The sequence below is a fragment of the Streptomyces sp. a15 genome (assembly GCF_059026085.1).
Genome location: NZ_JBWLKM010000098.1, coordinates 1 through 21,843, shown reverse-complemented (window position 1 = coordinate 21,843; position 21,843 = coordinate 1). Strand labels below are relative to the sequence as shown.

Below are 21,843 nucleotides of genomic sequence, written 5' to 3'. Positions count from 1 at the left end.
TGATGTGACGTGGGTCACTCTATGGGTCATTCGGGTCAGGCATGCACGATCATGATCGGAATGGACGCTCGTTTTCTTGGCATTGCTGAGCTGGTCGAGGCCCCGCCTGTGGCGGTCGTAGTCGACGTGATGCGTGCTTTCACGGTGGCTGCCTGGGCCTTTGCCCAGGGGGCGGAGAAGATCGTTCTCGCTGAGTCGCTGGACGAAGCCCTGGCGCTCAAGGCTCGCCACCCGGATTGGGCGGCGCTCAAGGACGGTCCGCCCGCGCCCGGGTTCGACATGGTCAACTCGCCAGGCCTGCTGCGGTCTGTTGACCTTGGCGGACGGACCGTTGTGCAGAAGACCACAGCAGGGACGGTCGGCGCCCTCGCGGTCAAGGAGGCGTCGCTGGTGCTGTGCGCCAGCTTCGTGGTGGCGGAGGCAACGGCCCGGCTCCTGCGGACGCGCGAGAGTGACAGTGTCACGTTCGTGGTCACTGGCGACGATGGGCAGGCCGATGAAGATCTGGCGTGTGCTCAATACATCGCTCGCAGTGTCACGGAGGCCGGAACGGATGCTGCTGAGTTCATCCGCCGCGCTGCCGAGTCGCGCGCCGCCGCCGAGTTGGCGGAGGGTGTGCGTCAAGGAGTCCATCCTGATGACGTTGCACTCTGTCTTGAGCTCGACCGGTTCCCCTTTGCCATGGTGGCGACCCTGGAAGGTGCGCTCATGGTCCTCCGTCCGTGCGCCACGCTTTCGCTGACCGACGATGCCCCGATCTGATCCCTGGTGAGGTCCCCAACTCGCGCCATGCGGGAGCCGGCACCCAGTCGGGTATGCGGCACCACTGCAGGTCCCGACGACGGTGGTTCTGGGTGGCGGCACGCGGCTGACCCAAGGGGTGCCGACGGCGGCTTCGCGGAGCCGGATGGCAGCGAGCCGGGCCAGGGCCCGACCGCGGAAGTCGGTGAGTTCTTCGACCGTCTGCCCGACTGGGCCAGCCGTTCCCGGAGCTTGGTGATCTCTGTTCTCGGGTCGGGCGATCTGGGCCTTGCGAGGGTCGGGAATCTCGTCGACGCTGGTCGGCGCGTTCGGGCGGAGCCAGTGACTGACGTCGACCGCGAGGACCAGGCGCCCGCCAGCGGCCCGCGATATGGACAGGCCGGCCAGTACCTGCCGCAGCCGCAGCACATCGACGTTCCCGCTGTTCAGGGCCTCGTCCATGGCACCGTGCCCGCGCCGGTGCTCGGCCACCAGCGTCAGATCCACCGGCGCCCTCACCGGCCCCTCCGCGCACAGCAACGCGTCCACCAGTTCGAACAGTTCCTCCCCGCGCGCTGTCAGGCAGTGATCGACTGGGCGAGGGCCCGCGCGTCGGCGGCCGGCGGACCTGGCTGTTCGGCGCAAGGCTGTCCTGGTCCCGCTTCCGGGTGGTGATCCCGGTCTGGGATTGCGCACGGCGAACTTCCCCACCGGCAAGACTCTGGCCTCCCGGCGGGCCGAGAAGCAACCATCCCCGAACTGCCCATAACTGCCTGATCACCCTGGGATGGATCGGCCGCGCCGAGAACCTGGTGATCGCGGGCCATCGGGCACCGACCAAAGCCAGTTCACCGCGGCCTGGCCCAGGCCGCGGTCGAGAAGGACCTGCGGGTGGCCTGGTTCACCCTGGAGACGGCCGCCAGTCTCAGAGCGCTCGGCTTCCCGAGCAAATCTCAAGACCTGTGGATGGGAGCCGCGCCAACCCAGCGGTGATAGGCGCCTACGTCGACGTTGCTGCCGCACACGATGGTGACGACGTGCCGGCCGGCGAAGCGGTCACGGTCTTCGAGGATGGCCGCGATGCCGAGCGCGGCCGACGGTTCGACGACGAGGCCGGCGTGGTCGAGGAGCATCCGCATACCGGCGATGATCGACGCCTCCTGGACCAGGACGGCGTCGTCGGCGACGAGGAGGAGGTCGTCCAGGACGGCCGGGATGGGACGCCGGCCGGCGACACCGTCAGCGATGGTGTTGGTCGAGTCGGTGGTGACGACACGCCGCCTGCGCCACGAGTGTGTCATCGCCGGTGCGCCCAGCGGCTGGACGCAGATCACCTCGACCTCGGGCGCCAAGGCCTTCACCACATGGCCCACACCGGTGGCCAGCGCCCCGCCGCCGAGAGCGATCAGGACGGCGTCGAACGACGGCACGGTGTCCACCAGTTCCAGGCCGATGGTCGCCGCGCCCTCGCAGGTCTCGATGTCCAGGCTGTCTTCGACCAGCCGGATGCCGTCGTGCCGCGCGATGGCCGCCGCCCGCTCGCGAGCCGACTCGTGGTCGCCGTCCACCAGCTCCAACCTGGCCCCCAACGCGCGGATGCGATCAAGCTTGGCCACGGTCGCGAAGCGGGATGCCACGACGGTCACGTCGAGCCCTCTGCCACGACCGGACCAGGCGAGGGCCTGGCCAAGGTTGCCCGCGCTGGCGCACACGACGGCTCGCGAGCCATGGTCGGCGAGCAGACTCGCCACCACCTCGGTGCCGCGGGCCTTGAAGCTGCGGACCGGGTTCGCCGTTTCGAGCTTGATACTCACCGTGCACCCGAGGCCGGGCTCCAGCGCCTCGCAGCGGTACAGCGGTGTGTCGAGAAACATCGGGTCGATGACCCGGCGAGCCGCCCGGATCCGGGCAGTGTCGAGGCGCGTCTCCTGCACGACACAGCAGCGTAGCGCCATCGGCGCTGTTCCATCTGGTTCAGGGTTCGAAGCGGGCCCCGCGCGGAGCAGGGCGACGAGATGGGATGCCGATGGCTGCTTCGGCGACCAGGCGGGCTTCGCGGGCGCCGTCGAGGCTGATCTGCTGGGCCACCTGGTCGGCGTCGAGCAGGTCGTCGCCCTTCAAGGCGAGCCCGGTCAGGCGGCCGCGCTGCAGGCCGACGGCATCCATCAACTGGTAGGCGAACCAGCGTCACCGGGCCATCTGGCGGCGCCGGCGCAGTGTTGCAGGCGGAACAGAGGCAAGGAGGCCACCGCAGTGGGTGCCGTAGTCGAGCAGCGCCGTCCCTCGAGTGGTCCGAAACCCGGCTGCTGTGCGAGGAGTTCGTGCTCCCGCCGATACGTCAGCACGGCGCGCGGCCGTCCAGCGGGCGCGGGCAGGGCATGTGAGGTGGGCCCCGCCGGACTCCTCCGGCCGGGCCCACCTGTGTGCGTGCGCATGGGGCGTACGGCCCGCCCGGACCGCCGGCGCGACGAAGTGCGGCCCGGGACGCTTGGGTGCGAGGCGTTGGGGGCGCCTCGGGGTCATGCCTTGGCGAGTGCCGGTTCGGCCTCGGTGTCGTGCGGTTGTGCCGGGGCGGGCTCGGGGGTTCCGGTGTGCAGGACGCGGTTGACGCGTGCGGTGTCGTGGACGTGTTCCCAGCGGGCGACGACGAGGGTGGCGACGCTGTTTCCGGCGAGGTTGGTCAGGGCGCGGCACTCGTACATGAACTTGTCGATGCCGAAGATCAGCATGATCCCGGCGGCGGGCACGGTGCCGACGGTGGAGAGGGTGGCGGCCAGGGCGATGAAGCCGGCGCCGGTGATGCCTCCGGAGCCCTTGGGGTGAGGATCATGACGGCGAGCAGGCCGAGTTGCTGGCCGATGGTGAGGGGTGTGTTGGTGGCCTGGGCGATGTAGACGACGGCCAGGGACAGGTAGATGGAGCTGCCGTCGAGGTTGAAGGAGTAGCCGGTCGGCACGGTCAGGCCGACGATGTCGCGGCGTACTCCGAGTCCTTCGAGTTTGGTCATCGATGGGGAGTTTGCAGGCCATCTGTGCAGGCCAGGTGGCTACGCCTGACATACCCGCCCTGCCCTGCCGCCCTGCCCTCAGACGGTTGGACCGCATCGGTCGCGGCAGGGGCGAAGCGGGCGCGGCAGCCCTGCGGACAGCAGGTTCCCTCTTCAGGAGGCCCCGCCTTCAAGGACCTGCCGGAGATACCGACCGCGTCCCCTTGGTGCCGGCGATGGCGCGACGTCGGGTGCGTTCGGTTCGCCGCTGCGAGTATCGCGGACGCATGGTCGCCAGACGCGCCCCGAGGTCTCCGCATCGGCGTCTCGATGGTCCCCGGTTCCCCGAGGACGAGCGCCGGACGCGTGCGTGAAACGGCACGTTCCTAAGGGACCATGAGCACGATCTTGCCCTGGACGTGTCCTCGGGCGGCGCGTTCGTGCGCTGCTCGGGCATCCGCGAGCGCGAACGTGCTGTCGATCGCGACGCGGACCGTGCCCGCGTCGAGCAAGCGTCCCAGTTCAGCGAGCTGTGCACCGTTCGAGCGGACCTGGGCGGTCGAGACCGTGACGCCCAGCTTCGCGGTCTCCTCTTCGTCGAAGTCCCCGGGGAGCACGGGGAACTGGGCGCCGCCGCGCTTGAGCGTGCGTAGGAAGCGGCTGCTGTCGGGGCCGCCGACGGTGTCGAGAACGAGGTCGACGTCGTGCACGAGTTCCTCGGGACGACTCTTGGTGTAGTCGATGAACTCGTCGGCGCCGAGCTCGTTCAGGAACCATTCATGCGCGCCCGATGCCACCGCGACGACACGTGCACCCCTCCATTTCGCCAGCTGTACTGCGAAGTGCCCCACGCCGCCCGCGGCGCCGTTGATGAGCACCGTCGTGTCGGCGTCGAGGGTCGTCGGGCGATGCCGTGCCTCCTGGAAGGGCGAGGGGTGATCGTGTCCGACGTCGATCAGGAACTGCCACGCCGTCAGCCCGGCCATGGGCGCCCCGGCGGCGTGCACGTGGTCGATGCCGGCCGGCTTGTGTGCGAGGTCCGATGCAGGCGCGGCCACGTACTCGGCGTATGCGCTGCCGTGGAAGCTGGGAAAACGCAGAAGACCGAAGACTTCATCACCGACCGAGAAGCCCTCCACATCCGCGGCGGCGGCCTCGACTACGCCCGACACGTCCGTCCCCGGAATCACCGGCAGGCCGACCGTCGATTCCGTTTCCCCGGGCATCCTGGTCATCCCGCCGCGCAGGTACCAGTCCGGAGGGTTGATGCCGACCGCGTGCACGCGAACGAGCACCTCACCCGGCCCCGGCTCGGGAGTCGGCGCCTCGCCGTAACGCAGAACCTCAGGGCCGCCGTGCTCATGCAGCCGGATGGCCCTCATCGTGTGTCTCGGCATCGTTTTCTCCTGCCCGCGGTGCGGGATAGTCTTATCCGGATCAGCGCTCCACATAAGTGGTTCGCTGATCCGAATATATGGACCACTGATCCGGATAGTCAAGAGGGACAGATGCGGGCCGACGCCAGGAAGAACCGCGACCACCTGCTCGTCGTCGCGGGCACCGCCATCACCGAGCAAGGCGTCGACGTAGCAATGCGCGACATCGCCCGCAGGGCCGACGTCGGGCTCGCGACGCTGCTGCGTCACTTCCCGACACGGGAGGCACTGCTCGAGGCCCTGCTCCACACGAGCTTCGACGAGCTGACGGCAAAGGCAGGCGAGCTCGAGGCATCGAGCTCGCCCGAAGACGCTCTCGTTTCGTGGCTACGCGACTGCGTCGCATGGACAACCGAGTACCGGGGCGTAACCGTGCTGATGACAGCCGCCATCGAGGACACCGAGTCCGCACTCCACACCTCGTGCGTCACCCTGCGCGCAGCCGGTGCGCGTCTCCTCACCCGCGCTCAGGCCGCGGGCACAGCGCGGACCGACATCGATGGCACCGACCTGTTCGCCCTGATAGCGGCGCTCGCGTGGCTCGGCGATCAGCCCTCGCTCGCCCCACGCGCCGATCACCTCTTCGATGTTGTGGCGAGCGCGATCCTGACCGGTGCAGCGAGCAGCGATGCCGAGGCGGAACGCCGCCCTCGCGCCCGTAGCTGAAATCGTCGCGCACGCTGACCGGCGAACGAGAACACCGGCGTCGGGCCACGCGCTCCAGGGAGCGGACCGCGACCGCCGGGAAGCGGCCGACGAAGGCGGCGGCACGCAAGCTGATCAGCGCCCTGGTCGGCTCCTGACGCTCGGGGCGTCACTCGCCTGGTCCGCGCCCTTCCTGCCGACCGCCCGTTCCCTCGGAAGGTCAATGCTCAACCGCTGTGGCAACAGGTCGCCGCTCGAAGGCAGGTACTCAGGCCGGCTCGCTCACAATGTCAGTCACACGAGACCCGACACCCTGGATGACGCCCGGCCGTCAGCGGGTGAGCAGCAACGCGTCGCCCACCGCCCGCTCGGTGCCGTCCGACGGCGAGTTGATCACCTTGCCGTTCACCACCGTGCTGACCGAACCACCGCCGTCAAGGGCCATGGCGCGCACCGCACCCAGCGCCTTCATCAGCTCCGCCCCTTCGCCCAGCCCGAATCCGTCGCTGTGGCCGGGCTGGCGGCCGTCCGCGGCGACCAGGAGCACACGGCCCCGCCGGTCGACGCCCAGGAGCATGCGCGGGTTGCGCTTGATGCCCCAGGTGTACGCGAAGGACGGGTCGCCGATCCGCTCGATGCCGTCGGCTCCGTAGTTCACGGCGACCTTTCCGTCGCGCACCAGCTCGGGGCCGCCGTTGACGATGTCGTCCTGCGGGCCGAGTTCGAGTTCGCGGCCGCGCTCGTCCACGATCCGCTGCCGCACCTTCAGTTGGCTGCCCGGCTTCGCGTGCGTACGCAGCCAGGAGGCTCCTTCGCCGACGCCCGCCAGGACGCTGCCGCCATCCGGCACGGCACCGCCGCGCGGACGCACCTCCCGCACTCGGCCCCTCTCGTCGAGCACGGCCTCGATGCCGTCACCGGCCGGGGTGCTCGCGCCCAACTCGTCGGTGAATTCGACGATCTCGTCGGGATCGGTGCAGGTCACATCATGCTGCGGCCGCTCGGTCGGGGAATCGCCACCGACACCACCGCAGTTGCGGACCAGGCCAGGCACGCGGTTGACGCCATCCACGATCGCGGACGCCCCACCCGCTCGGACGCTGAGTTCCGTGCGGAGCTTCTTGAACTCCGGGCGCAGACCATCACCGCGCAGCACCGCCGCGATCCGGCCGTTGGTCGCCGCGCTCTGCAACTCCCCGTCGTACGCGGCGATACCGGCCGAGGCGCCCGGTACGCCGTCCTTGCCCTCCATGACGAAGAAGCCCGCGTTGACGCCGAGCAGGGCGTCGTCGGCGACGGCCATGTCGCTCACCTTCTCCCGGCCGGCGACACCCGCGCCGTACGTGGCCTTCAGCTCACCGCTGTAACGCTTCGGGTCGATGATCGCCACCTTGACCTGGGCAAGGCCGGTGCCGGGCACACCGTCTGCGCCGGTCCACTCACTGACCGCGTCGAACCCCGCGGCCGCGAGGGCCCGACGCTGCGCGTCTGCCTCGCTCCGGATGGCGTACTCCCCCACCCGGACTCGCACGCCGACCAGCCCACCGCGGTCCGAACCCCGCGGCCATTCGACCCGCTCACTACGAGCGCTGAACCCGGCGCCCCGCAGCCGCTCTGCCAGCGCCTCCGCGCCCTGCTCGGTGGCGAGGTGAGCGCCGTTGGCACGCACAGTGACCGTCCAGTGGTCGGCACCAGGACGGCCCGAGATCCTCCCCTGGTACAGATCGACTCCCGGGGCGAGGCGATCATGCTGCCAGCCGGCGATCGGCCGAGGGACGGCGGTCGACGAAGCGGCGGCTGCGGTGGCCGCGGTGGCCGCGGTGTTGTCGTACTGGTCGACGACAGTACCGGGAGCGACAAGTCCCGCCGCGGCGACAGCAACCACTGACGCCTTCGCAGCAACTCTGAACGGACGGCGTGCGAGGGCCACGGGCACTCCTAGGTCGAGGACGAGCATCGCGTCAACAGCTGACTTGCACACGTGACACAGTTTCGGAACGCGCGTTCATGCGTGGCAAGCGCAACTCCTTGCGTAGGGAACGCGAGTTCCCGAGCGACGGTTGAACCCACGAGTGAATACCGGAAGTCCGACCAGTGAACTTAACCTCAGGTCGACCATGGGTAAGTTCGCGTTCACGGACGAAATGGCTCTTGATCCGCCTGGACCAGGCGGAAGAGGCACCGATGACGCGTGATGACAGTGTGATCCCGGACGATCGGCTGCGCCTGATCTTCACCGCCTGCCATCCCGCGCTCGGACTGCAGGCGCGGGTGGCGCTGACGCTGCGCGTCGTCGGAGGACCGACCACGGGCGAGATCGCGCGGGCGTTCCTCGTGGCGGAGCCGACGATGGGCAAACGGATCGTGCGGGCCAAACGCAAGATCGCGACGGCCCGCATCGAGTACCGGGTGCCCACTGAGGCCGAGCTCCCTGAACGGCTCGGCAGCGTTCTGCGGGTCACGTATCTGATCTTCAACGAGGGTTACGCCGCACGTGCCGGCGAGGTTCTGGTGCGCGGCACGCTCTGCGCGGAGGCGATCCGCCTCGGACGGCTGCTGTGCGAACTGCTGCCCGACGAACCCGAGGTGTGGGGGCTGCTGGCGTTGATGCTCCTGCACGACGCCCGGCACGCCTCTCGCGTGAGCGACGCGGGGCAATGGGTCGGTCTGGACGACCAGGAGCGCTCGGCCTGGGACCGTGACGAAATCGCTGAGGGACTCCTCGGCCTCAAGCATGCCCTACGACTGCGGCGACCGGGCCCGTACCAGCTCCAGGCTGCGATCACCGCTCTGCACGTCCAAGGGGCCGACACCGGCGTGACCGACTGGCCGCAGATCGCGCATCTGTACGGTGTGCTGGCCGGCATGGACCCCTCGCCCGTGGTCGCGCTCAACCACGCCGCCGCCATGGGCTTCGCCGCCGGCCCCGAACGGGGTCTGGAGATGCTCGCACCCCTGCTCGGCCACCCGGCACTGACCCAGTACCAGCCGCTGCACGCGACGCACGCCGACCTGCTCAGACGGACAGACGACGCGGCGGGTGCCGCCGAGGCCTACCGACGGACGATCGCCCTGACCACCAACGAGGTCGAACGCGCCGAACTCCGCCGCAGGCTGCACAGCCTCTGATTCGAGGCCTGTGCCCCTCTGCGGCCGTCATGGCACGAGAACACGTACGGCCAACAGCGATGCGCGGAAATCAGCGCTGTCCGCCCACTGATCCACCACCCCACCGATCAGCGGCCGGGAGCGCAGCTGCTCACCCTAGGAAACCGAGCTCCGTCTCCGGCCGGCAGCGCGCGCAGGCCGGAACCCCATGCCGCAACGCATCGAGCGCCTGTCCCCGCGTCAGCGGACGGCACCGGCCACTACGGCGCGGCGCCGCCATTCACCCGGCTGACGCACCCGAAGTGCGTACATGAATGCCAGACATGTCCAGTTTGTCCTCATGACTCACATGAAGCGCACCGTCACGGTGCTTTCCAGCCTCGCCCTCAGCGTCGCCGTCCTCGGCGGCTCCGCTGCCGCCGAGGAAGCAAACCAGCGCCCCCTCGCGGCCCACTCGGACTCCACATCGGACTCCAAAGAGTGCACCGGCCAAGACAGTCTGGGACTGACCCTGCTGGGCATCCCTCTGCTGGGATTCTTCTACCCGACTGGCTGCTGACCGACCGGCGTCGCGCGGAGCTGCGCGCCTCCGCGCGACGCCGACGCACCTGGGTCTCAGGGTGTCCACACATCTGAGTCACCGCCGCGCACTCCACAGCGGCCCCTCATCCGCCTCAGCGGTGAGGGGCCGACGAGCGCCATCGCCCAGCACACGCCGACCAGGCCGGACGCCGAAGCCAAATCGGCCCCGATGAGACCAACCGCGTACGGATAGGTAAGCTGCCCGCCCACCAGCCGGGGAGGGCACGTGTGCACCGATCAGAAGACACCCTGGTGGCACGGCATCCCGCCGTCGCCGTCACGCTGATCACCTGCACCACCGTCGCGATCACGCTCTACCTGTTCCTCCCCCGCCCCGACGGATCCGATGGCTTGGGGTGGTTCGAGCTCCTCCGCCCAGTCGACGCCAACCGAAGTCGCCCGACGCGTCCACCGCTCCAACACCGCCCGCTCCTCCACCGAGAGCAGCAACGGCTCCGGCTTCGGGCCGCGACGAGGAACTGACGCACCAGCAGCAGAAGTCACACACCAACTAATGATCGACTACTGACGATCAGCTACTGATGCAAAGCACTAGCCCGGGGCAACAGGGTCGGGCCGTGCCGCCTGTCGCAGGTGTTCGGCCAGCGCCGTGGCGGACGCGGGCCGGTCCTTGACGCCCCAGGCCAGCAGGAGGTGACGGCGGGCCCAGGGGTCCCGCAGCTCGCATACGTCGAAGGGCCGACCCGGGTCGAGGGCGCGGCGCGGTACGACGGCGAGGCCTACGCCGGCGGCGGCGAGGGCGATGAGGACGTCGAGGTCGGCGACGGTGGTGCGGTACCGTGCCGCCGGGGCGTGGGGACCGAGGTGTTCGTCGATCCAGCGGTGCAGCGCGGATTCGGCGTCGAGCCCGACAAGCGGGTGCTCGGCCACCTCGCTGTAGGACACCGCACTCCGTCCGGCCAGGATCCCGCCGGACTGGCCGATCACGACGAGGGAGTCGTCGCCGAGGGCTTCCAGGTCGAGGCCGCAGTCGCGGGTCTCGTCGTCGACCACGACTCCCATATCCGCCTCGCCGTCGGCAAGCATGCGCACGGTGTGCGGGGTGCGGCTTTCCCGGACCGTGACGTCGACGTCCGGGTGGGCCCGGAGGAACGACACCAGGGCCTGCGGCACGAGTCGGTGCATCGCCGAGCTACCGCTCAGCAGGGTCAGCCGGGCGGTCGGTGACCGGGTGTAGCTCGCGACGGCGCTGTCGAGCCGGGCCGTCCGGTCGAGGACCTCGTGGGCGTGCCGGGCCAGGGTCGTCCCCGCCGGAGTGGGCCGCACGCCCCGGCGGCCGCGCACCAGCAGCTCCACGCCGGCATGGTGTTCGAGCGCACGCACCCGCGCGCTGGCCGATGGCAGGCTCAGGTGCATCCGGCGCGCGCCCGCCGTGATCGTCCCCTCCGACACGATGGCGAGGAACAGCCGCAGATCGTCCAGGTCATAGCGCACATGCTTGAGCCTATGGTGCAGCCTTAGGCTGGGTGCGCGGATCGCGCATTGTGAGCCCGCCGAGAAGCGGGCGATGCTCGACAGGTGTCCGAGACCCTGCTCCTCCTGCTGGCCGGTGTCGCCGCCGGCGCGCTCAACGCCGTCGGCGGAGGCGGCACCTTCGTGGCGCTGCCCGCGCTGGTCGCGGTCGGCATGTCCCCGGTGACCGCTAACGCCTCGTCGACGATCGCTCTCGTCCCCGGCGCGGTGGCCGGCGCCTGGGTCTACCGACGCGAACTGGCCCCGGTCGGGGCCACTTCCGTGACAGCGCTGACCACGGCCAGTGTGATGGGGGGCGGCTTCGGTGCGGGTCTGTTGCTGGTGCTTCCGTCGGAGGCGTTCGACGCCGCGGTGCCGTGGCTGCTGGCGTTCGCCACGGTGCTGCTCGCCTTCGGGCGCCGCCTCTCCGGTGCGCTGAGTACGACGCTGGGCCGCCCGGTCGCGATGAGTTCCCGGGCCGTTGTGACCGGCCAGTTCCTCCTCGCTCTGTACGGCGGTTACTTCGGTGGTGCCGTAGGCATCATGATGCTCGCCCTGTGGAGCATCGGCCTCGGTGTCGACGCCGCGGCCGGCAATCCGATGCGGATCACCCAGCTCGCGGCCGTCTATCTCAGCGCGACCGCACTGTTTCTCATCGCCTCGGACGCGCGGAGCGCTCCACTGGTGCTCACGACCATGCTGGCCGGCGCGGTGGCCGGCGGCTTCGGTGGCGCCCATCTCGCCCGCCGTCTCCCTGCCTGGCTGCTGCGGAGCATCGTCCTGACCACCGCCGTCACGATGACCGTCCTCTATTTCGTGCGCAATTGACGCCGGGATTTCAGTGGTCTTCCAAGACCGCTTTGGCGCATGAACTCTCACCCTCGTAGCAGAGAAAGTCCTGGGCGAAGTTGGGGGTCGCGCCCACCCCACGCAACGCCTTTGCTGGCCGCCCAGGTCCCCATCGGTCCCAACGGCCTGCGCGCCAGGGAATGGCTCGGCGGGTTGTTCATGAGACGCGGGTTCTCGCCCCCTCACCACCCGCGCGTTCACCGCCATCAGCCACTACGGGATCGGCTTCGCCATCCAGCAGTACAGCGAGGAACTCGGAGCCGCAGCGGCACTGCGTAACCGCGCGCCGGCTGTGGGCGCTCACGTAATTCCCCCCGGGGTCGGCTCGTCTATTGGGACCAGCCGGGGGCTGTGCCGGCTGGGGCTGCTGGGCGGTCGATCGGTATATGGGTCGCGTGTTGTTGCGCGTGTCGGGATACTGCGTCGGTGACCGGTTCTGCACTGCCTCAACTGCTTCGACCTCGTGCCCTGGCGCCCGGAGATCTCGTCGTCATCGCATCGCTGTCCGGGCCGCTCCATGCGGCTTACGAGCCCGACCTCGAGCAGGCGGTGGTCGTGCTCGAGCGGATGGGATTCCGCGTGCGTCGGGCGCCGCTCCTCGAAGCAGGGCGGCACCGTTGGTGGAGCGCGGCTCGGCCGGCGGAGATCGCCGAGGAGTTCAATGGACTACTGCGTGATCCCGAGGTGCGCGCGATCATCGCGCATGACGGCGGTCAGACGGCGCTCGGTTACCTCGATCTGATCGACTTCGAGGCGATCACTGCCGACCCCAAGCCGATCCTCGGCTACAGCGACATCTCGCTGCTGCATCTGGTGCTCTATGCGCGCACGGGCCTGGTCGGCTTCCATACCGACTTGGCCACCCCTGGACTCGGCGGACACTGGCAGACTGCGCCCGCAGCGCGCCAAGCGGTCCTTGAGAAGCTCTACTCGACGCTGCTGACCAGCGACGAGGCGATCGGTGCGCTGCCGGCCACCCCGTCGTGGGAGTGCTGGCGTGCCGGCCGCACCGAAGGCCGGCTGATCGGAGGGGTGATCAACCGCATCGTGCTGGTGCAGGCGACGCCTTTCGCACTGCCGCTCGAACGGTTCGACGGCGCGGTGCTGTTCTGGGAGGAGATGGGCGGCCAAGCGTCGTACCTGTGGAACTATCTACAGGTGCTGCGGCACTGCGGCATCCTCGATCGGATCTCCGGCATGGTCGTGGGCGTCCCGCACGCGATCGAGGGGATCGAGGAGCCTGACTCGTCCCCGACCCTCCCCGAGATCGTCCTCGACGTCCTCGGCGACCGTGACATCCCGGTCCTGGGCAACGTCGAGTTCGGACACGCCGGCCCGAATCTGCCGATGCCGGTCGGCATCCGCGTCGCCCTCGACGCGCAGCAACGGACACTGTCGCTGCTCGAACCGGCGGTACGGCCGCACGCGATGACGGGACCGGTCGGCTGAGCAACGCGGATCAGTGAGCCGACGGCCTCGGCAGCGGCAGCGTCACTTCCACCGCCGAGTGCACCGCGCGGGATGAGCGTGTATGCCGTGGTCTTCCTGATCCTGGTCGCGGTGTGGTGCTTCGCGGGCAGGTTCTTCGTCACCCGTCCGGTCATCGCCGAGGCGTTGAGCCGCTGGGGCCACATCCTGCTGCCGCTCGTGCTGATCGCCATCGGCCTGCAGTGGGCCAGAGCCCTGTTCCACGGTCCCACCGTCGGTGACCAGGTGCGGTTGGCCTGGGGTGTCCGTCAACGGTCACAGGACGGTGCCGTGCCGGGCGCGGCGGTACCCCGCCAGGAGAGAGCCTTCGCGATCCGGAGTCGTTACGGGCCGGGCTGGGGCGGAACCGTGGCCTCCATGGTGCAGTGGAGGAGTGGCCTGGTGGCGAAGAATCCGGAACAGCATCCGCAAGCGTCGGCGATTGAACAGGAGACACCGCACCGGCGAGGAAACTGGAACCGCGGGACGTCGGCCCTCCCGGCTGACAGACGCCGCGGTCGCGTTGCTACTGGCGGTGGCCGATGCCTTTGCCCTTGCGGGTGTCGCACTGTTGATGTTCCTGGTGGGGATGTCGCACTCGGAGCCATCGGTGGGTCGGCCAACGAGCGGCCGGCACGTGTCGTTCCTTCAGCTGGCCCTGGTCTGGGTCATCCCCGGTGCACTCGCCCTGTCGGCCTACACCCACGCGCGGTTACGCATGCCGATCACCAGCGTCGTACAAGGACTGTTCTTCATCGTCGGCACAACGCTGGCCATTGGAGAGATGAACATGCTGCTGTCCCTCGGCTGAAGCGAGAGATGCCGCCTTGGCTACCGGTACTCCAGTCCGAGCGCAATCTCCTGGCAGACCCGGCTGGGACCTGTACGTCCGGCTTTCCCGTCCCTCGAGTGACGTGGGGCGAGGGACGGGGCGGCTCCCTTGATCTGCGGGCTGTCGGGAGCCGGGCGGCCGTGCCGGGCGACCTCGGCCGGCCCGTCCTCCGCAGCGGCGGGGACGATCAGTTCCCCGCCGTTGAACCGGGCCCGGACCCGGGTGTCGACCAGCTGGTGCGGGACCGAATACCGCACCCCGTGGGCGGAGATGGTGGCGTCCCAGTCCCTGCGTCTCGTGGTGCTGAACGCGACCGCGAAGGGCTTCTTCGGCAACGGATGCAGGCGCCCGCGTTCCACCGCCAGGGCCTCGGCGGGCTTGCGCCGACTGGCCCGGTGGAACCCGGTTGTCGACCTGGTCGTAGAGTCGCGGCAGGCCGCTTCCAGGTGTCCGAACGGCCCGTACAGCTCAAGCAGTTGGCGTCCGTGGGCACCGGATCCGCCTTCGCGATGCGGACGGTCGCCTCGATCCGGCCTGGGTTTCCGGGTCGGCCTGCAGGCAAGTACGGAACGGGCTGCCGGACCGTCCTCGTCCAATGTCCGATCGCGGCCTTCGGATATCGGGACGCAGGCGGCACCAGCAGGACGACCTTCATCGGCGGTACGCCGGGGTTCGCACGCGTCCACTCGCCCACGCGGATCTCGTTCTCCCTGCCCGAGTCCGGCGACCCGCACGGTCCGGTCTCGTTCTTCTTCCTCCAGCCGGCCTCGGGGAGATCCTGCGCGTCAACGGTTCGGTGGTCGCGCGCAAGGGCGCGGAGACGACCGTCGACATCAAGGAGGCGTACGTGCACTGCGCACAGCCCGTCCTCCGGTCCCGCCTGTGGCAGCCCCTCGCCCCGGCTGAGCCTGCCGCCGCGATCGTGGGTGACGGGCCCCTGTGCCGACCCGGCGTCGCCGAGTTCCTGGCCGCGGCACCGTTCCTCGCACTGTCCACGTGGGACTCGTCCGGCGGGAACGACACGAGTCCGCGCGGGGACCGGCACGCGGTGGCACGGATCCTGGACAGCCACACGCTCGTCATCCCGGATCGCAAGGACAACAAACGCGCCGACACGCTCCACATCCTGCTGCAGGACGACCGGCTCTCCTTCGCCGCGCTCGTTCCGGGACGCAGCGGTGTGCTGCATGTCCGCGGCCACGGCGCGATCACCGACGATCCCGCGCTGCTGGCGCGGGATGCCCCCACACCTGGCGCTGCTCATCGACGTCGAGCACGCCGAGGTGACCGGCAACGACGCCGTGGCGCGCTCACGGCTGTGGACCCCCGGCGCGCACTCGGCCGCGGCATGGTGCCGGACCTGATAGCGCTGGCGGGAGAACACCTCGCCGCCAATTCGTCCAACTCCGAAGGGGTCCACCCGCGTTCCTGCTGAAGGTCGTCGGGGCGGTCCCGGGGCTGACCCGGTTGTTGCGGCTGGCAGCCAACCGTATCTACCGTTCCGGGCTGCGGAAGGAGGGCTACGAGAACATCGAGCCCGGCGCGGGCAGGCGACGCGGTGGCTTCCGGCGCCGTCGGCCTGCCTACGACGGACGTCCCGCCGGCGACGGAGGAGCGGAGAACCCTCTGCGGGAGGTGCGCACCGCCGAGGTGCGCACGGAGACACCAAGCGCGGTCACCCTCGTCATGAAGGACGTCGGCGAGAACCCGGGATCGTTCGACTTCCGGCCCGGCCAGTTCTTCACGCTCGTCGCCGACATCGACGGACGTCCGGTGCGACGGGCTTACTCGGCCTCGTCCGCGCCTGGGGCGTCCCGGCTGGAGGTCACCGTCAAGCACATCGAGGGCGGCCGGTTCTCCACCCACGTGCACCGGAGTCTCCGCGCTGGGGACCGCATCGCGGTGCGCGGCCCGTCGGGGTCCTTCCACGCCGAGCGGCAGCCCCCGGACGAGATCGTGCTCGTCGCAGCGGGCAGCGGCCTGACGCCGATGATGAACATGATCCGTACACGGCTCGCCGTCCGGCCTGGGCGCGACCGGATCGCGCTGCTCTACAGCAGCCGCAGCACGGATGAGGTCATCTTCGCCGCCGAGCTGACCCAGCTGGAGAGGGACAACCCCGGCCGACTGTCGGTCACCCACGTCCTGACGTCCCGGGACGGGCGGCTCGACGCGGACGGTGTGCGTCGTTGGATCACCGGTCTGTCCCCGGCCCCGGACGCCCACTACTACACCTTCGGTCCCGGACCACTGATAGACGCCGTCCAAGGCGTCCTGATCGGGCTTGGAGTCCCGGACGAACTGGCGCACCAAGAGCGTTACACCAGCGCACCGAACACCGGGACGGCGACGACGGTGCCGCAGGCGATGACCGTCGAGCAGGACGGGCACCCCGTCGGCACGGTGGTGGTCGAGCCCGGCCAGACGCTGCTCGACGCGGGACTCGCCGCGGGGCTCCCGATGCCGTACTCCTGCACCGTCGGGAACCGCGGCGATTGCATGGTGTATCTCCGCAGCGGGCAGGTCATGCAGAACGAGCCGAACTGCCTCACCCCACGGCAGAAAGCCGACGGCTACCTGCTGACGTGCGTGGGCTGCCCCCTGTCCAAGGTCACCCTCGACATCACGGACGAGTGATCACCGGCCGACCGCGCGCGACTCGGGCGGCACGCGACGGCCAGCATCGTGCGGCTCCACGCGTCGACCGACGGGTGTACCCGTGCCCGTCACCACCTAAGTGTGCATACCGTCCTTGGCCCTTGCCGCCCTTCACCGCCCAGCATGCCCGAGGAGAGCGTGAGGATCGTCGAGTTGTGCCGGGAGCGTCAGCGTCCGCTCATCGAGCCGACCGGGACAACTCGGTCTGCACGTCGCCGCGGTGACGGTCCTCGTCTCGGATCTGCCCAAGACCGCGCCGTCGTCATCCACGCCATCACTCCGGTCATCGAGGCGTTGGAGCCCCCTGCCCACCCCGTGCCGTTTCTCTTTCATGCATGGGGCAGCGGCATTTCGATGTCCAGCTCGATGCGGACGGAGCGAAGCCGACTCCGCGAGACGACGCGCCACCGTTTCCTTACGCCGTGACCCCGCTGGAACCGGAGGAGTTCTCATCCGCCAGTTGCGTGAGATGGTCCGCGAAGCCTGCCGGCCCTGCGTGGAGGACGGAGGCCGCCACATCCTCATCGTGCGCCACGACGTAAGGATCACAGGTGGGTGCGACGTGCGTTACACGCCGGGTCATCAGTCGGAGCCACGCGCCGTCCCCGACGCGCAGCCACGCGGTCAGTTCGCCGCCAGGACCCGTTCGAGCGTGGCGTAGCCTGCCGGTTCCCAGGTCGGTTTGCCTCCGGGCAGACCGAGCCTGCCGTTTCGTCCGATCCCGATCAGGCCCAGGGCGCGCAGGACAGCCCAGCCGCGGGCCCGGGTGATGGTGGCGTCATCGGCGTGCTCATAGGCGTCGAAGAACCGACTCGCCGCGCCGGCAGGCAACAGGATCCACGCGGCTGATAGATCGGTCGAGGGATCGCCTGCGCACATCTCGCCGAAGTCGATCACCCCGGCGAGCGTTCCGTCCCGGACGACCACGTTTGCCGGATGCAAGTCACCATGCAGCCAGAGCGGCGCACCCTGCCAGGGAGGTGCTGCGACGGCCTTCTCCCAGACTTCCCGTGCAGCATCAGCGGTCGCGTAGTCGGAGATGACCTCGAACCAGCCATCGGGCTCCACCTGCAATCCGGCCAGAGGGATACCGCGCGTAGGGTTGGCCGGGGTGTCGGCGGGCGCCTTGTGATGCAGTACGCCAAGGAACTCCGCGAGGATTTCGGCCGCGTCGATGCGGGTGATCGGCGCGTGATCAGCCGGCTCACCCTCGACCCAGCGCGCGATCGTCCAGGTGTGCTCGAACAGGCTCGAAGGCTTGCCGATACGCACCGGAGTGGGCGTCGGCAGCGGCAGGAGCTTCGCCAACACCGGCAGCCACGTCTGCTCAGTGTGCAGCAGGGCCGGCGCGCGCTCGGTACGCGGCAGGCGCACGGCCAGCTCCTCGCCGAGACGCCATTGCTGGTTGTCCCAGCCTCCGTTGACGTCTCGGAGCTCGAGGCCCGCGAGATCCGGATGCTGATCCCGTAGCAACGCCCGCACCAGGTCCTGCTCGAACTTGACCTCGTCCATCAATGAGCCTTCCGATCGCTGGCATGCGGCGGCACGCTAGCACCGGCCGAACGCGGCAGACCGAAGTAGCGTACGGCCCTGGTCCGGCTGATGACATCGGCCCCGCGAATCGCCCGGTGGCAGGCAACTGGCCCCAGACACGCATCAACCAATCCGTGAACAGAGGCCCTCGGGCGCCCCGGGTGCTGACACTGGACCGCCGCTCCGGGCCCGGCTTGCGGCACCGGGGGCGGAATCCGTAGGAACGGGGCTGGGTGCGGGACGGCGGGCTCGGGCGGGTGGTATGGATCACGGACTTCGTGACACGCACGAGTAGAGACGATACGAATCGTCTTGTATGATGAGGGCATGGCTTTCTTCTACTTCCTCTGAGTCCGGGCACGGCCGACGCCGCCGTTTCTGCTGCCCGTAGACACTTCACATTCCCAGGGAAAGTCATATGCGCGAACGCGCCCATACTGCTGTGCCCGCTGCCGTGGCGCAGCTGTCCGTCAAGGACGTGACCAAGTCCTATGGCACCCGAACCGTCCTCGACCAGGTTTGCTTCACCGTCCGCCCCGGCGAGAAGGCCGCCGTCATCGGCGAGAACGGCTCCGGCAAGTCCACCTTGCTGCGGCTGCTGGCCGCAGCCGAAGTGCCGGACGCCGGGGAGATCACCATCAGCTTCCCCGGCGGCACCGGCTACCTCGCCCAGACCCTCGACCTCGACCCGCGCTGCACCGTGCAGGACGCTGTCGACTTCGCTCTGGCCGAACTGCGCGGTATGGAGCGCCGGTTGCGGATGGCGGAGGAGCGTCTCGGCGAGGCCTCGGAAGAGGGACTCGCCGCGTACGGCGAGCTGCTGATCGCGTATGAGGAACGCGGCGGATACGAGGTGGACACCCGCGTGGAAGCCGCCATGTACGGGCTCGGGCTCGGGCTCGGCGGGATCACCCGCGACCGCATGCTCGGATCGCTCTCCGGCGGCGAGCAGTCACGGCTCGCGCTCGCCTGCGTGCTGGCCGCCTCACCCGAGCTGCTGCTCCTCGACGAGCCGACGAACCATCTCGACGCGGCGGCCGTGCGCTGGCTCGAGGAGCATCTGCGTGCGCACCGCGGCACCGTCGTCGCGGTCACCCACGACCGCGGCTTCCTGGAGCGCATCGCCACCGCGATCATCGAGGTCGACCGGGATGCGCGCATCGTGCACCGGTACGGCGATGGCTGGGCCGGCTACCGCGCCGCGAAGGCCGCCGCTCGACGCCGCGCGGAGCAGGAACACGCGGGCTGGCTTGAGGAGGTGGCCCGTGCCGAGGAGCTGCTTGAGGCCGCCGGGAAGAGGCTGGCCACTACCGGCAAGGACCCGCGGCAGGGCTTCGGCAAACACCGCCGATCGCATGAGGCAAAGCTCGGCGGGCAAGTGCGATCGGTCCGGGAGCGGTTGGCCCACCTGCGGCGCAACCCGGTGGCGGCGCCACCCGAACCCCTCCGGTTCACGGCGGCGCTGTCGGCGGCGAGCGGTACGCATTCCGTCGAGCGTCCGCTTGCCGAGCTCGACGGCGTGAACGTCGGTGAGCACCTGCGTCTGGACGGACTGCTGGCGATCACGCCCGGGCAGCGGCTGCTGGTCACGGGCGAGAACGGGGCGGGCAAGACGACGCTGCTGCGTGTCCTGGCGGGCGACCTGGAGCCGGACGCGGGCACGGTACGCCGTCCGGCTCGGATCGGGTACTTGGCGCAGGAGCTGCCCGCGCGCTCCACGCGCCTCCCGCTGCTCGCCGCCTTCGCGGCCGGGCAGCCCGGGCTGCCGGAGGAGTACGCCGAACAGCTGCTGGCGCTGGGGCTGTTCCGTGAAGAGGACCTACACGTCCCGGTCACGGCGCTGTCCGCGGGGCAGCAACGGCGGTTGCAGATCGCGAGACTGGTGACCAGGCCCGTGGACCTTCTCGTACTCGACGAGCCGACGAACCACATCGCGCTCTACCTGGTCGAGGACCTGGAGGTGGCGCTCGCGGCCTACCCGGGGGCGGTGGTCGCGGTTTCGCACGATCGTGGCTTCCGCGAGCACTTTCCGGGGGAGCGGCTGGAACTGCGCGGCGGCCGCAGGTGCTGACCCCCACAAGCGCCAGGCGGGCTCGAATCAGGTCGGTTCGGGTTCGCGGGGTCACTGTCCCCGAGACGCCGAACCGCACCGGCTCCGGCCGGGACAGCTCCTCCACGAACTGCCTGCACGCCTCACCTCGACCTGCCCAACAGCCGGCAATCCACCTGGAGTGATTGAGTCATGACCGATTTCCTGACGCCACAACGCCGGGCTCACCGCACCTCCGCCGCAGTCGACGCGGCTGTCGGAGCAGGGCGCGATCTCGGACTCGCCGTGGCTGATGCCACGGTGCTCCATGACGTCTTCTCTGTCGTAGTCCACCTTGCGCCCTCACCGGTCGTGGCCCGGATTCCCACTGTCCTGCCGCACTCTGAAGGCCTCGATACCCTTGCGCGCCGTCAGCGGGCGGAACTGGACGTGGCACGATGGCTCGCCGACCAGGGAACCCCCGTGATCCCTCCCAGCCCGCTCGTGCCCCTGGACCCCGTTCAGCGTGACGGGTTCTCCATGACGTTCTGGCAGTTCGTCGAGGAGGACCGGGGCAAAGAACCCGACTACGTGGCGAACTCCGAAAGCGTTGCTGACCTGCACGCTGCGATGCGCGCATACCCGGGCCGTCTGTCGTTTCTGTCCGCGGCCGATCCGCAGTTCATCGCAGAGAGCCTCGCTCTGCTCGAGAAGTTCCCCAGCCTCATCGGCGCGTCCGAGCTGGGCCGAGCACGACGCGAGTGGCAGATCCTGGAACCTCTTGTGCGCTCACGCACGGCGTTCGAGGAAGCTTTCCCAGGGATCGACCTCCAGCCCATCCACGGCGACTCTCCCACCGCGAACGTCTTCTCCGGGGTGGACGGGGACCTCTACTCCGACTTCGAGCTGGTCACGTTGGGCCCCGTCGAGTGGGACCTGGCGGCTCTCGGGCCAGTCCACGAATCCGCCTACAACCGCGGCGCGCAGCACAACGGCACGAGACTGTTGAACGAGGATGTCCTGAGCTTCGTGAACGCCGTGGGGATGCTGCGGGTCATCGCCTCCCTCACGCTCGTGCCGCAACTGCCCGAGTTGGTGGAGTATCTCAAGCCGTCCGTCGACCAATGGCAGACGATGCCGTTCGCCGGGGGCATGGCCGACTGACACCGCCCTGAAACGGCCCGTGCCGCAACACGGGCCGTGTGCCCTGCTCCTCGCCGAAGTGCTCTTCGTGCCTCTGCACGTTCGATCACGAGGAGTACCTGGTGCCAATGATCCACTGGACCGAGACGAACACGCCCCGTTCCGCCCGCCGGCATTCAGCTTCCAAAACGCACGTCAACTACTGCAAGCGATGAGCCAGAGTCCTTCCACCCGCACCGCCGGGCCCGGAGCCACCGGGCCCGCGTGCTGGGCAGGCTCCTCGTTACTGACCTTTCCGTTCAGTTGTCGGGGCTGACATTGCTAGATCCCTGCGGTACGCCGTGGCCATGAGATATGCGCA

Annotated in this window: 19 protein-coding genes and 2 pseudogenes; 11 read left to right on the top strand and 10 right to left on the bottom strand. The window is 69.3% G+C overall.

Annotated elements, in window-relative coordinates; genetic code table 11:
- Positions 1 to 60: 60 nt before the first annotated feature.
- Entirely contained in the window at positions 61 to 762 is a 702-nt protein-coding gene (locus AC5P09_RS45165) for a 2-phosphosulfolactate phosphatase (protein ID WP_493879507.1), read from the top strand.
- Between the two features lie 282 nt (positions 763 to 1,044).
- On the opposite strand, the pseudogene AC5P09_RS45160 reads toward AC5P09_RS45165, so the two are convergent.
- The 5 genes and pseudogenes from AC5P09_RS45160 to AC5P09_RS45140 form a co-directional block, all read right to left on the bottom strand.
- Positions 1,045 to 1,323, bottom strand: a pseudogene (locus AC5P09_RS45160) (transposase); the annotation flags it as partial.
- 371 nt (positions 1,324 to 1,694) lie between these two features.
- A complete protein-coding gene (locus AC5P09_RS45155) occupies positions 1,695 to 2,675 on the bottom strand; it encodes a threonine ammonia-lyase (protein ID WP_493879506.1) in 981 nt (326 codons plus the stop codon).
- A 40-nt stretch (positions 2,676 to 2,715) separates the two neighbouring features.
- A complete protein-coding gene (locus AC5P09_RS45150; RefSeq protein WP_493879505.1) occupies positions 2,716 to 2,907 on the bottom strand; it encodes a hypothetical protein in 192 nt (63 codons plus the stop codon).
- A gap of 353 nt (positions 2,908 to 3,260) precedes the next feature.
- Positions 3,261 to 3,748 (bottom strand): annotated as a pseudogene (locus tag AC5P09_RS45145) (cation:dicarboxylate symporter family transporter); the annotation flags it as partial.
- A gap of 365 nt (positions 3,749 to 4,113) precedes the next feature.
- Positions 4,114 to 5,124, bottom strand: a complete 1,011-nt coding sequence (locus tag AC5P09_RS45140; protein ID WP_493879511.1) for an NADP-dependent oxidoreductase — start codon at positions 5,122 to 5,124, stop codon at positions 4,114 to 4,116.
- Between the two features lie 111 nt (positions 5,125 to 5,235).
- On the opposite strand from AC5P09_RS45140, the gene AC5P09_RS45135 reads away from it, so the two are divergent.
- Positions 5,236 to 5,829, top strand: coding sequence for a TetR/AcrR family transcriptional regulator (locus tag AC5P09_RS45135; protein ID WP_493879504.1), 594 nt, complete (start codon positions 5,236 to 5,238; stop codon positions 5,827 to 5,829).
- Positions 5,830 to 6,139: 310 nt separating this feature from the next.
- On the opposite strand, the gene AC5P09_RS45130 is transcribed toward AC5P09_RS45135, so the two are convergent.
- The gene (locus AC5P09_RS45130; protein ID WP_493879503.1) at positions 6,140 to 7,693 is read right to left on the bottom strand and encodes a phosphodiester glycosidase family protein; all 1,554 of its coding nucleotides are present in this window, start codon (positions 7,691 to 7,693) and stop codon (positions 6,140 to 6,142) included.
- Positions 7,694 to 7,992: 299 nt separating this feature from the next.
- On the opposite strand from AC5P09_RS45130, the gene AC5P09_RS45125 reads away from it, so the two are divergent.
- Entirely contained in the window at positions 7,993 to 8,937 is a 945-nt protein-coding gene (locus AC5P09_RS45125) for an RNA polymerase sigma factor (RefSeq protein WP_493879502.1), read from the top strand.
- A 130-nt stretch (positions 8,938 to 9,067) separates the two neighbouring features.
- Here AC5P09_RS45125 and AC5P09_RS45120 read toward each other — a convergent pair whose 3' ends face one another.
- Positions 9,068 to 9,196 carry a DUF6233 domain-containing protein gene (locus tag AC5P09_RS45120; protein ID WP_493879501.1) on the bottom strand — a complete coding sequence of 43 codons (129 nt, stop codon included), beginning with the start codon at positions 9,194 to 9,196 and terminating at the stop codon, positions 9,068 to 9,070.
- Between the two features lie 60 nt (positions 9,197 to 9,256).
- Here AC5P09_RS45120 and AC5P09_RS45115 point away from each other — a divergent pair, with 60 nt between their 5' ends.
- Positions 9,257 to 9,475: a hypothetical protein gene (locus AC5P09_RS45115; RefSeq protein WP_493879500.1), complete on the top strand. Its 219-nt coding sequence runs from the start codon at positions 9,257 to 9,259 to the stop codon at positions 9,473 to 9,475.
- A gap of 575 nt (positions 9,476 to 10,050) precedes the next feature.
- Here the strand turns inward: AC5P09_RS45115 and AC5P09_RS45110 are convergent.
- Positions 10,051 to 10,953: a LysR family transcriptional regulator gene (locus AC5P09_RS45110; protein ID WP_493879499.1), complete on the bottom strand. Its 903-nt coding sequence runs from the start codon at positions 10,951 to 10,953 to the stop codon at positions 10,051 to 10,053.
- A gap of 84 nt (positions 10,954 to 11,037) precedes the next feature.
- Here AC5P09_RS45110 and AC5P09_RS45105 point away from each other — a divergent pair, with 84 nt between their 5' ends.
- The 3 genes from AC5P09_RS45105 to AC5P09_RS45095 all read left to right on the top strand — a co-directional run bounded on the left by AC5P09_RS45105 (position 11,038) and on the right by AC5P09_RS45095 (position 14,098).
- Positions 11,038 to 11,799, top strand: coding sequence for a sulfite exporter TauE/SafE family protein (locus AC5P09_RS45105; protein WP_493879498.1), 762 nt, complete (start codon positions 11,038 to 11,040; stop codon positions 11,797 to 11,799).
- A 447-nt stretch (positions 11,800 to 12,246) separates the two neighbouring features.
- Entirely contained in the window at positions 12,247 to 13,269 is a 1,023-nt protein-coding gene (locus AC5P09_RS45100) for a S66 peptidase family protein (protein ID WP_493879497.1), read from the top strand.
- A 553-nt stretch (positions 13,270 to 13,822) separates the two neighbouring features.
- Positions 13,823 to 14,098, top strand: coding sequence for a hypothetical protein (locus AC5P09_RS45095; RefSeq protein WP_493879496.1), 276 nt, complete (start codon positions 13,823 to 13,825; stop codon positions 14,096 to 14,098).
- 20 nt (positions 14,099 to 14,118) lie between these two features.
- On the opposite strand, the gene AC5P09_RS45090 is transcribed toward AC5P09_RS45095, so the two are convergent.
- Positions 14,119 to 14,478, bottom strand: a complete 360-nt coding sequence (locus AC5P09_RS45090) for a Mu transposase domain-containing protein (RefSeq protein ID WP_493879495.1) — start codon at positions 14,476 to 14,478, stop codon at positions 14,119 to 14,121.
- Positions 14,479 to 14,915: 437 nt separating this feature from the next.
- Here AC5P09_RS45090 and AC5P09_RS45085 point away from each other — a divergent pair, with 437 nt between their 5' ends.
- Positions 14,916 to 15,554, top strand: coding sequence for a pyridoxamine 5'-phosphate oxidase family protein (locus tag AC5P09_RS45085; protein WP_493879494.1), 639 nt, complete (start codon positions 14,916 to 14,918; stop codon positions 15,552 to 15,554).
- 32 nt (positions 15,555 to 15,586) lie between these two features.
- Positions 15,587 to 16,756, top strand: a complete 1,170-nt coding sequence (locus tag AC5P09_RS45080) for an FAD-binding oxidoreductase (protein WP_493879493.1) — start codon at positions 15,587 to 15,589, stop codon at positions 16,754 to 16,756.
- A 645-nt stretch (positions 16,757 to 17,401) separates the two neighbouring features.
- Here the strand turns inward: AC5P09_RS45080 and AC5P09_RS45075 are convergent.
- Positions 17,402 to 18,289: an aminoglycoside phosphotransferase family protein gene (locus AC5P09_RS45075; protein ID WP_493879492.1), complete on the bottom strand. Its 888-nt coding sequence runs from the start codon at positions 18,287 to 18,289 to the stop codon at positions 17,402 to 17,404.
- Positions 18,290 to 18,728: 439 nt separating this feature from the next.
- On the opposite strand from AC5P09_RS45075, the gene abc-f reads away from it, so the two are divergent.
- Together abc-f and AC5P09_RS45065 are read left to right on the top strand one after the other, a co-directional pair.
- Positions 18,729 to 20,381: a ribosomal protection-like ABC-F family protein gene (abc-f, locus tag AC5P09_RS45070; protein WP_493879491.1), complete on the top strand. Its 1,653-nt coding sequence runs from the start codon at positions 18,729 to 18,731 to the stop codon at positions 20,379 to 20,381.
- A gap of 171 nt (positions 20,382 to 20,552) precedes the next feature.
- Positions 20,553 to 21,503 (top strand): phosphotransferase, encoded by a 951-nt coding sequence (locus tag AC5P09_RS45065; RefSeq protein WP_493879490.1) that lies wholly within the window; start codon positions 20,553 to 20,555, stop codon positions 21,501 to 21,503.
- The last annotated feature ends 340 nt before the right edge of the window (positions 21,504 to 21,843 follow it).

Coding starts and splice junctions, on each gene's coding strand:
- AC5P09_RS45065 (WP_493879490.1), top strand. CDS start 20,553: ATGACCGATTTCCTGACGCCACAACGCCGGGCTCACCGCACCTCCGCC.
- AC5P09_RS45140 (WP_493879511.1), bottom strand. CDS start 5,124: ATGCCGAGACACACGATGAGGGCCATCCGGCTGCATGAGCACGGCGGC.
- AC5P09_RS45165 (WP_493879507.1), top strand. CDS start 61: ATGGACGCTCGTTTTCTTGGCATTGCTGAGCTGGTCGAGGCCCCGCCT.
- AC5P09_RS45135 (WP_493879504.1), top strand. CDS start 5,236: ATGCGGGCCGACGCCAGGAAGAACCGCGACCACCTGCTCGTCGTCGCG.
- AC5P09_RS45075 (WP_493879492.1), bottom strand. CDS start 18,289: ATGGACGAGGTCAAGTTCGAGCAGGACCTGGTGCGGGCGTTGCTACGG.
- abc-f (WP_493879491.1), top strand. CDS start 18,729: ATGCGCGAACGCGCCCATACTGCTGTGCCCGCTGCCGTGGCGCAGCTG.
- AC5P09_RS45125 (WP_493879502.1), top strand. CDS start 7,993: ATGACGCGTGATGACAGTGTGATCCCGGACGATCGGCTGCGCCTGATC.
- AC5P09_RS45120 (WP_493879501.1), bottom strand. CDS start 9,196: ATGGCGGCGCCGCGCCGTAGTGGCCGGTGCCGTCCGCTGACGCGGGGA.
- AC5P09_RS45115 (WP_493879500.1), top strand. CDS start 9,257: ATGACTCACATGAAGCGCACCGTCACGGTGCTTTCCAGCCTCGCCCTC.
- AC5P09_RS45150 (WP_493879505.1), bottom strand. CDS start 2,907: ATGGATGCCGTCGGCCTGCAGCGCGGCCGCCTGACCGGGCTCGCCTTG.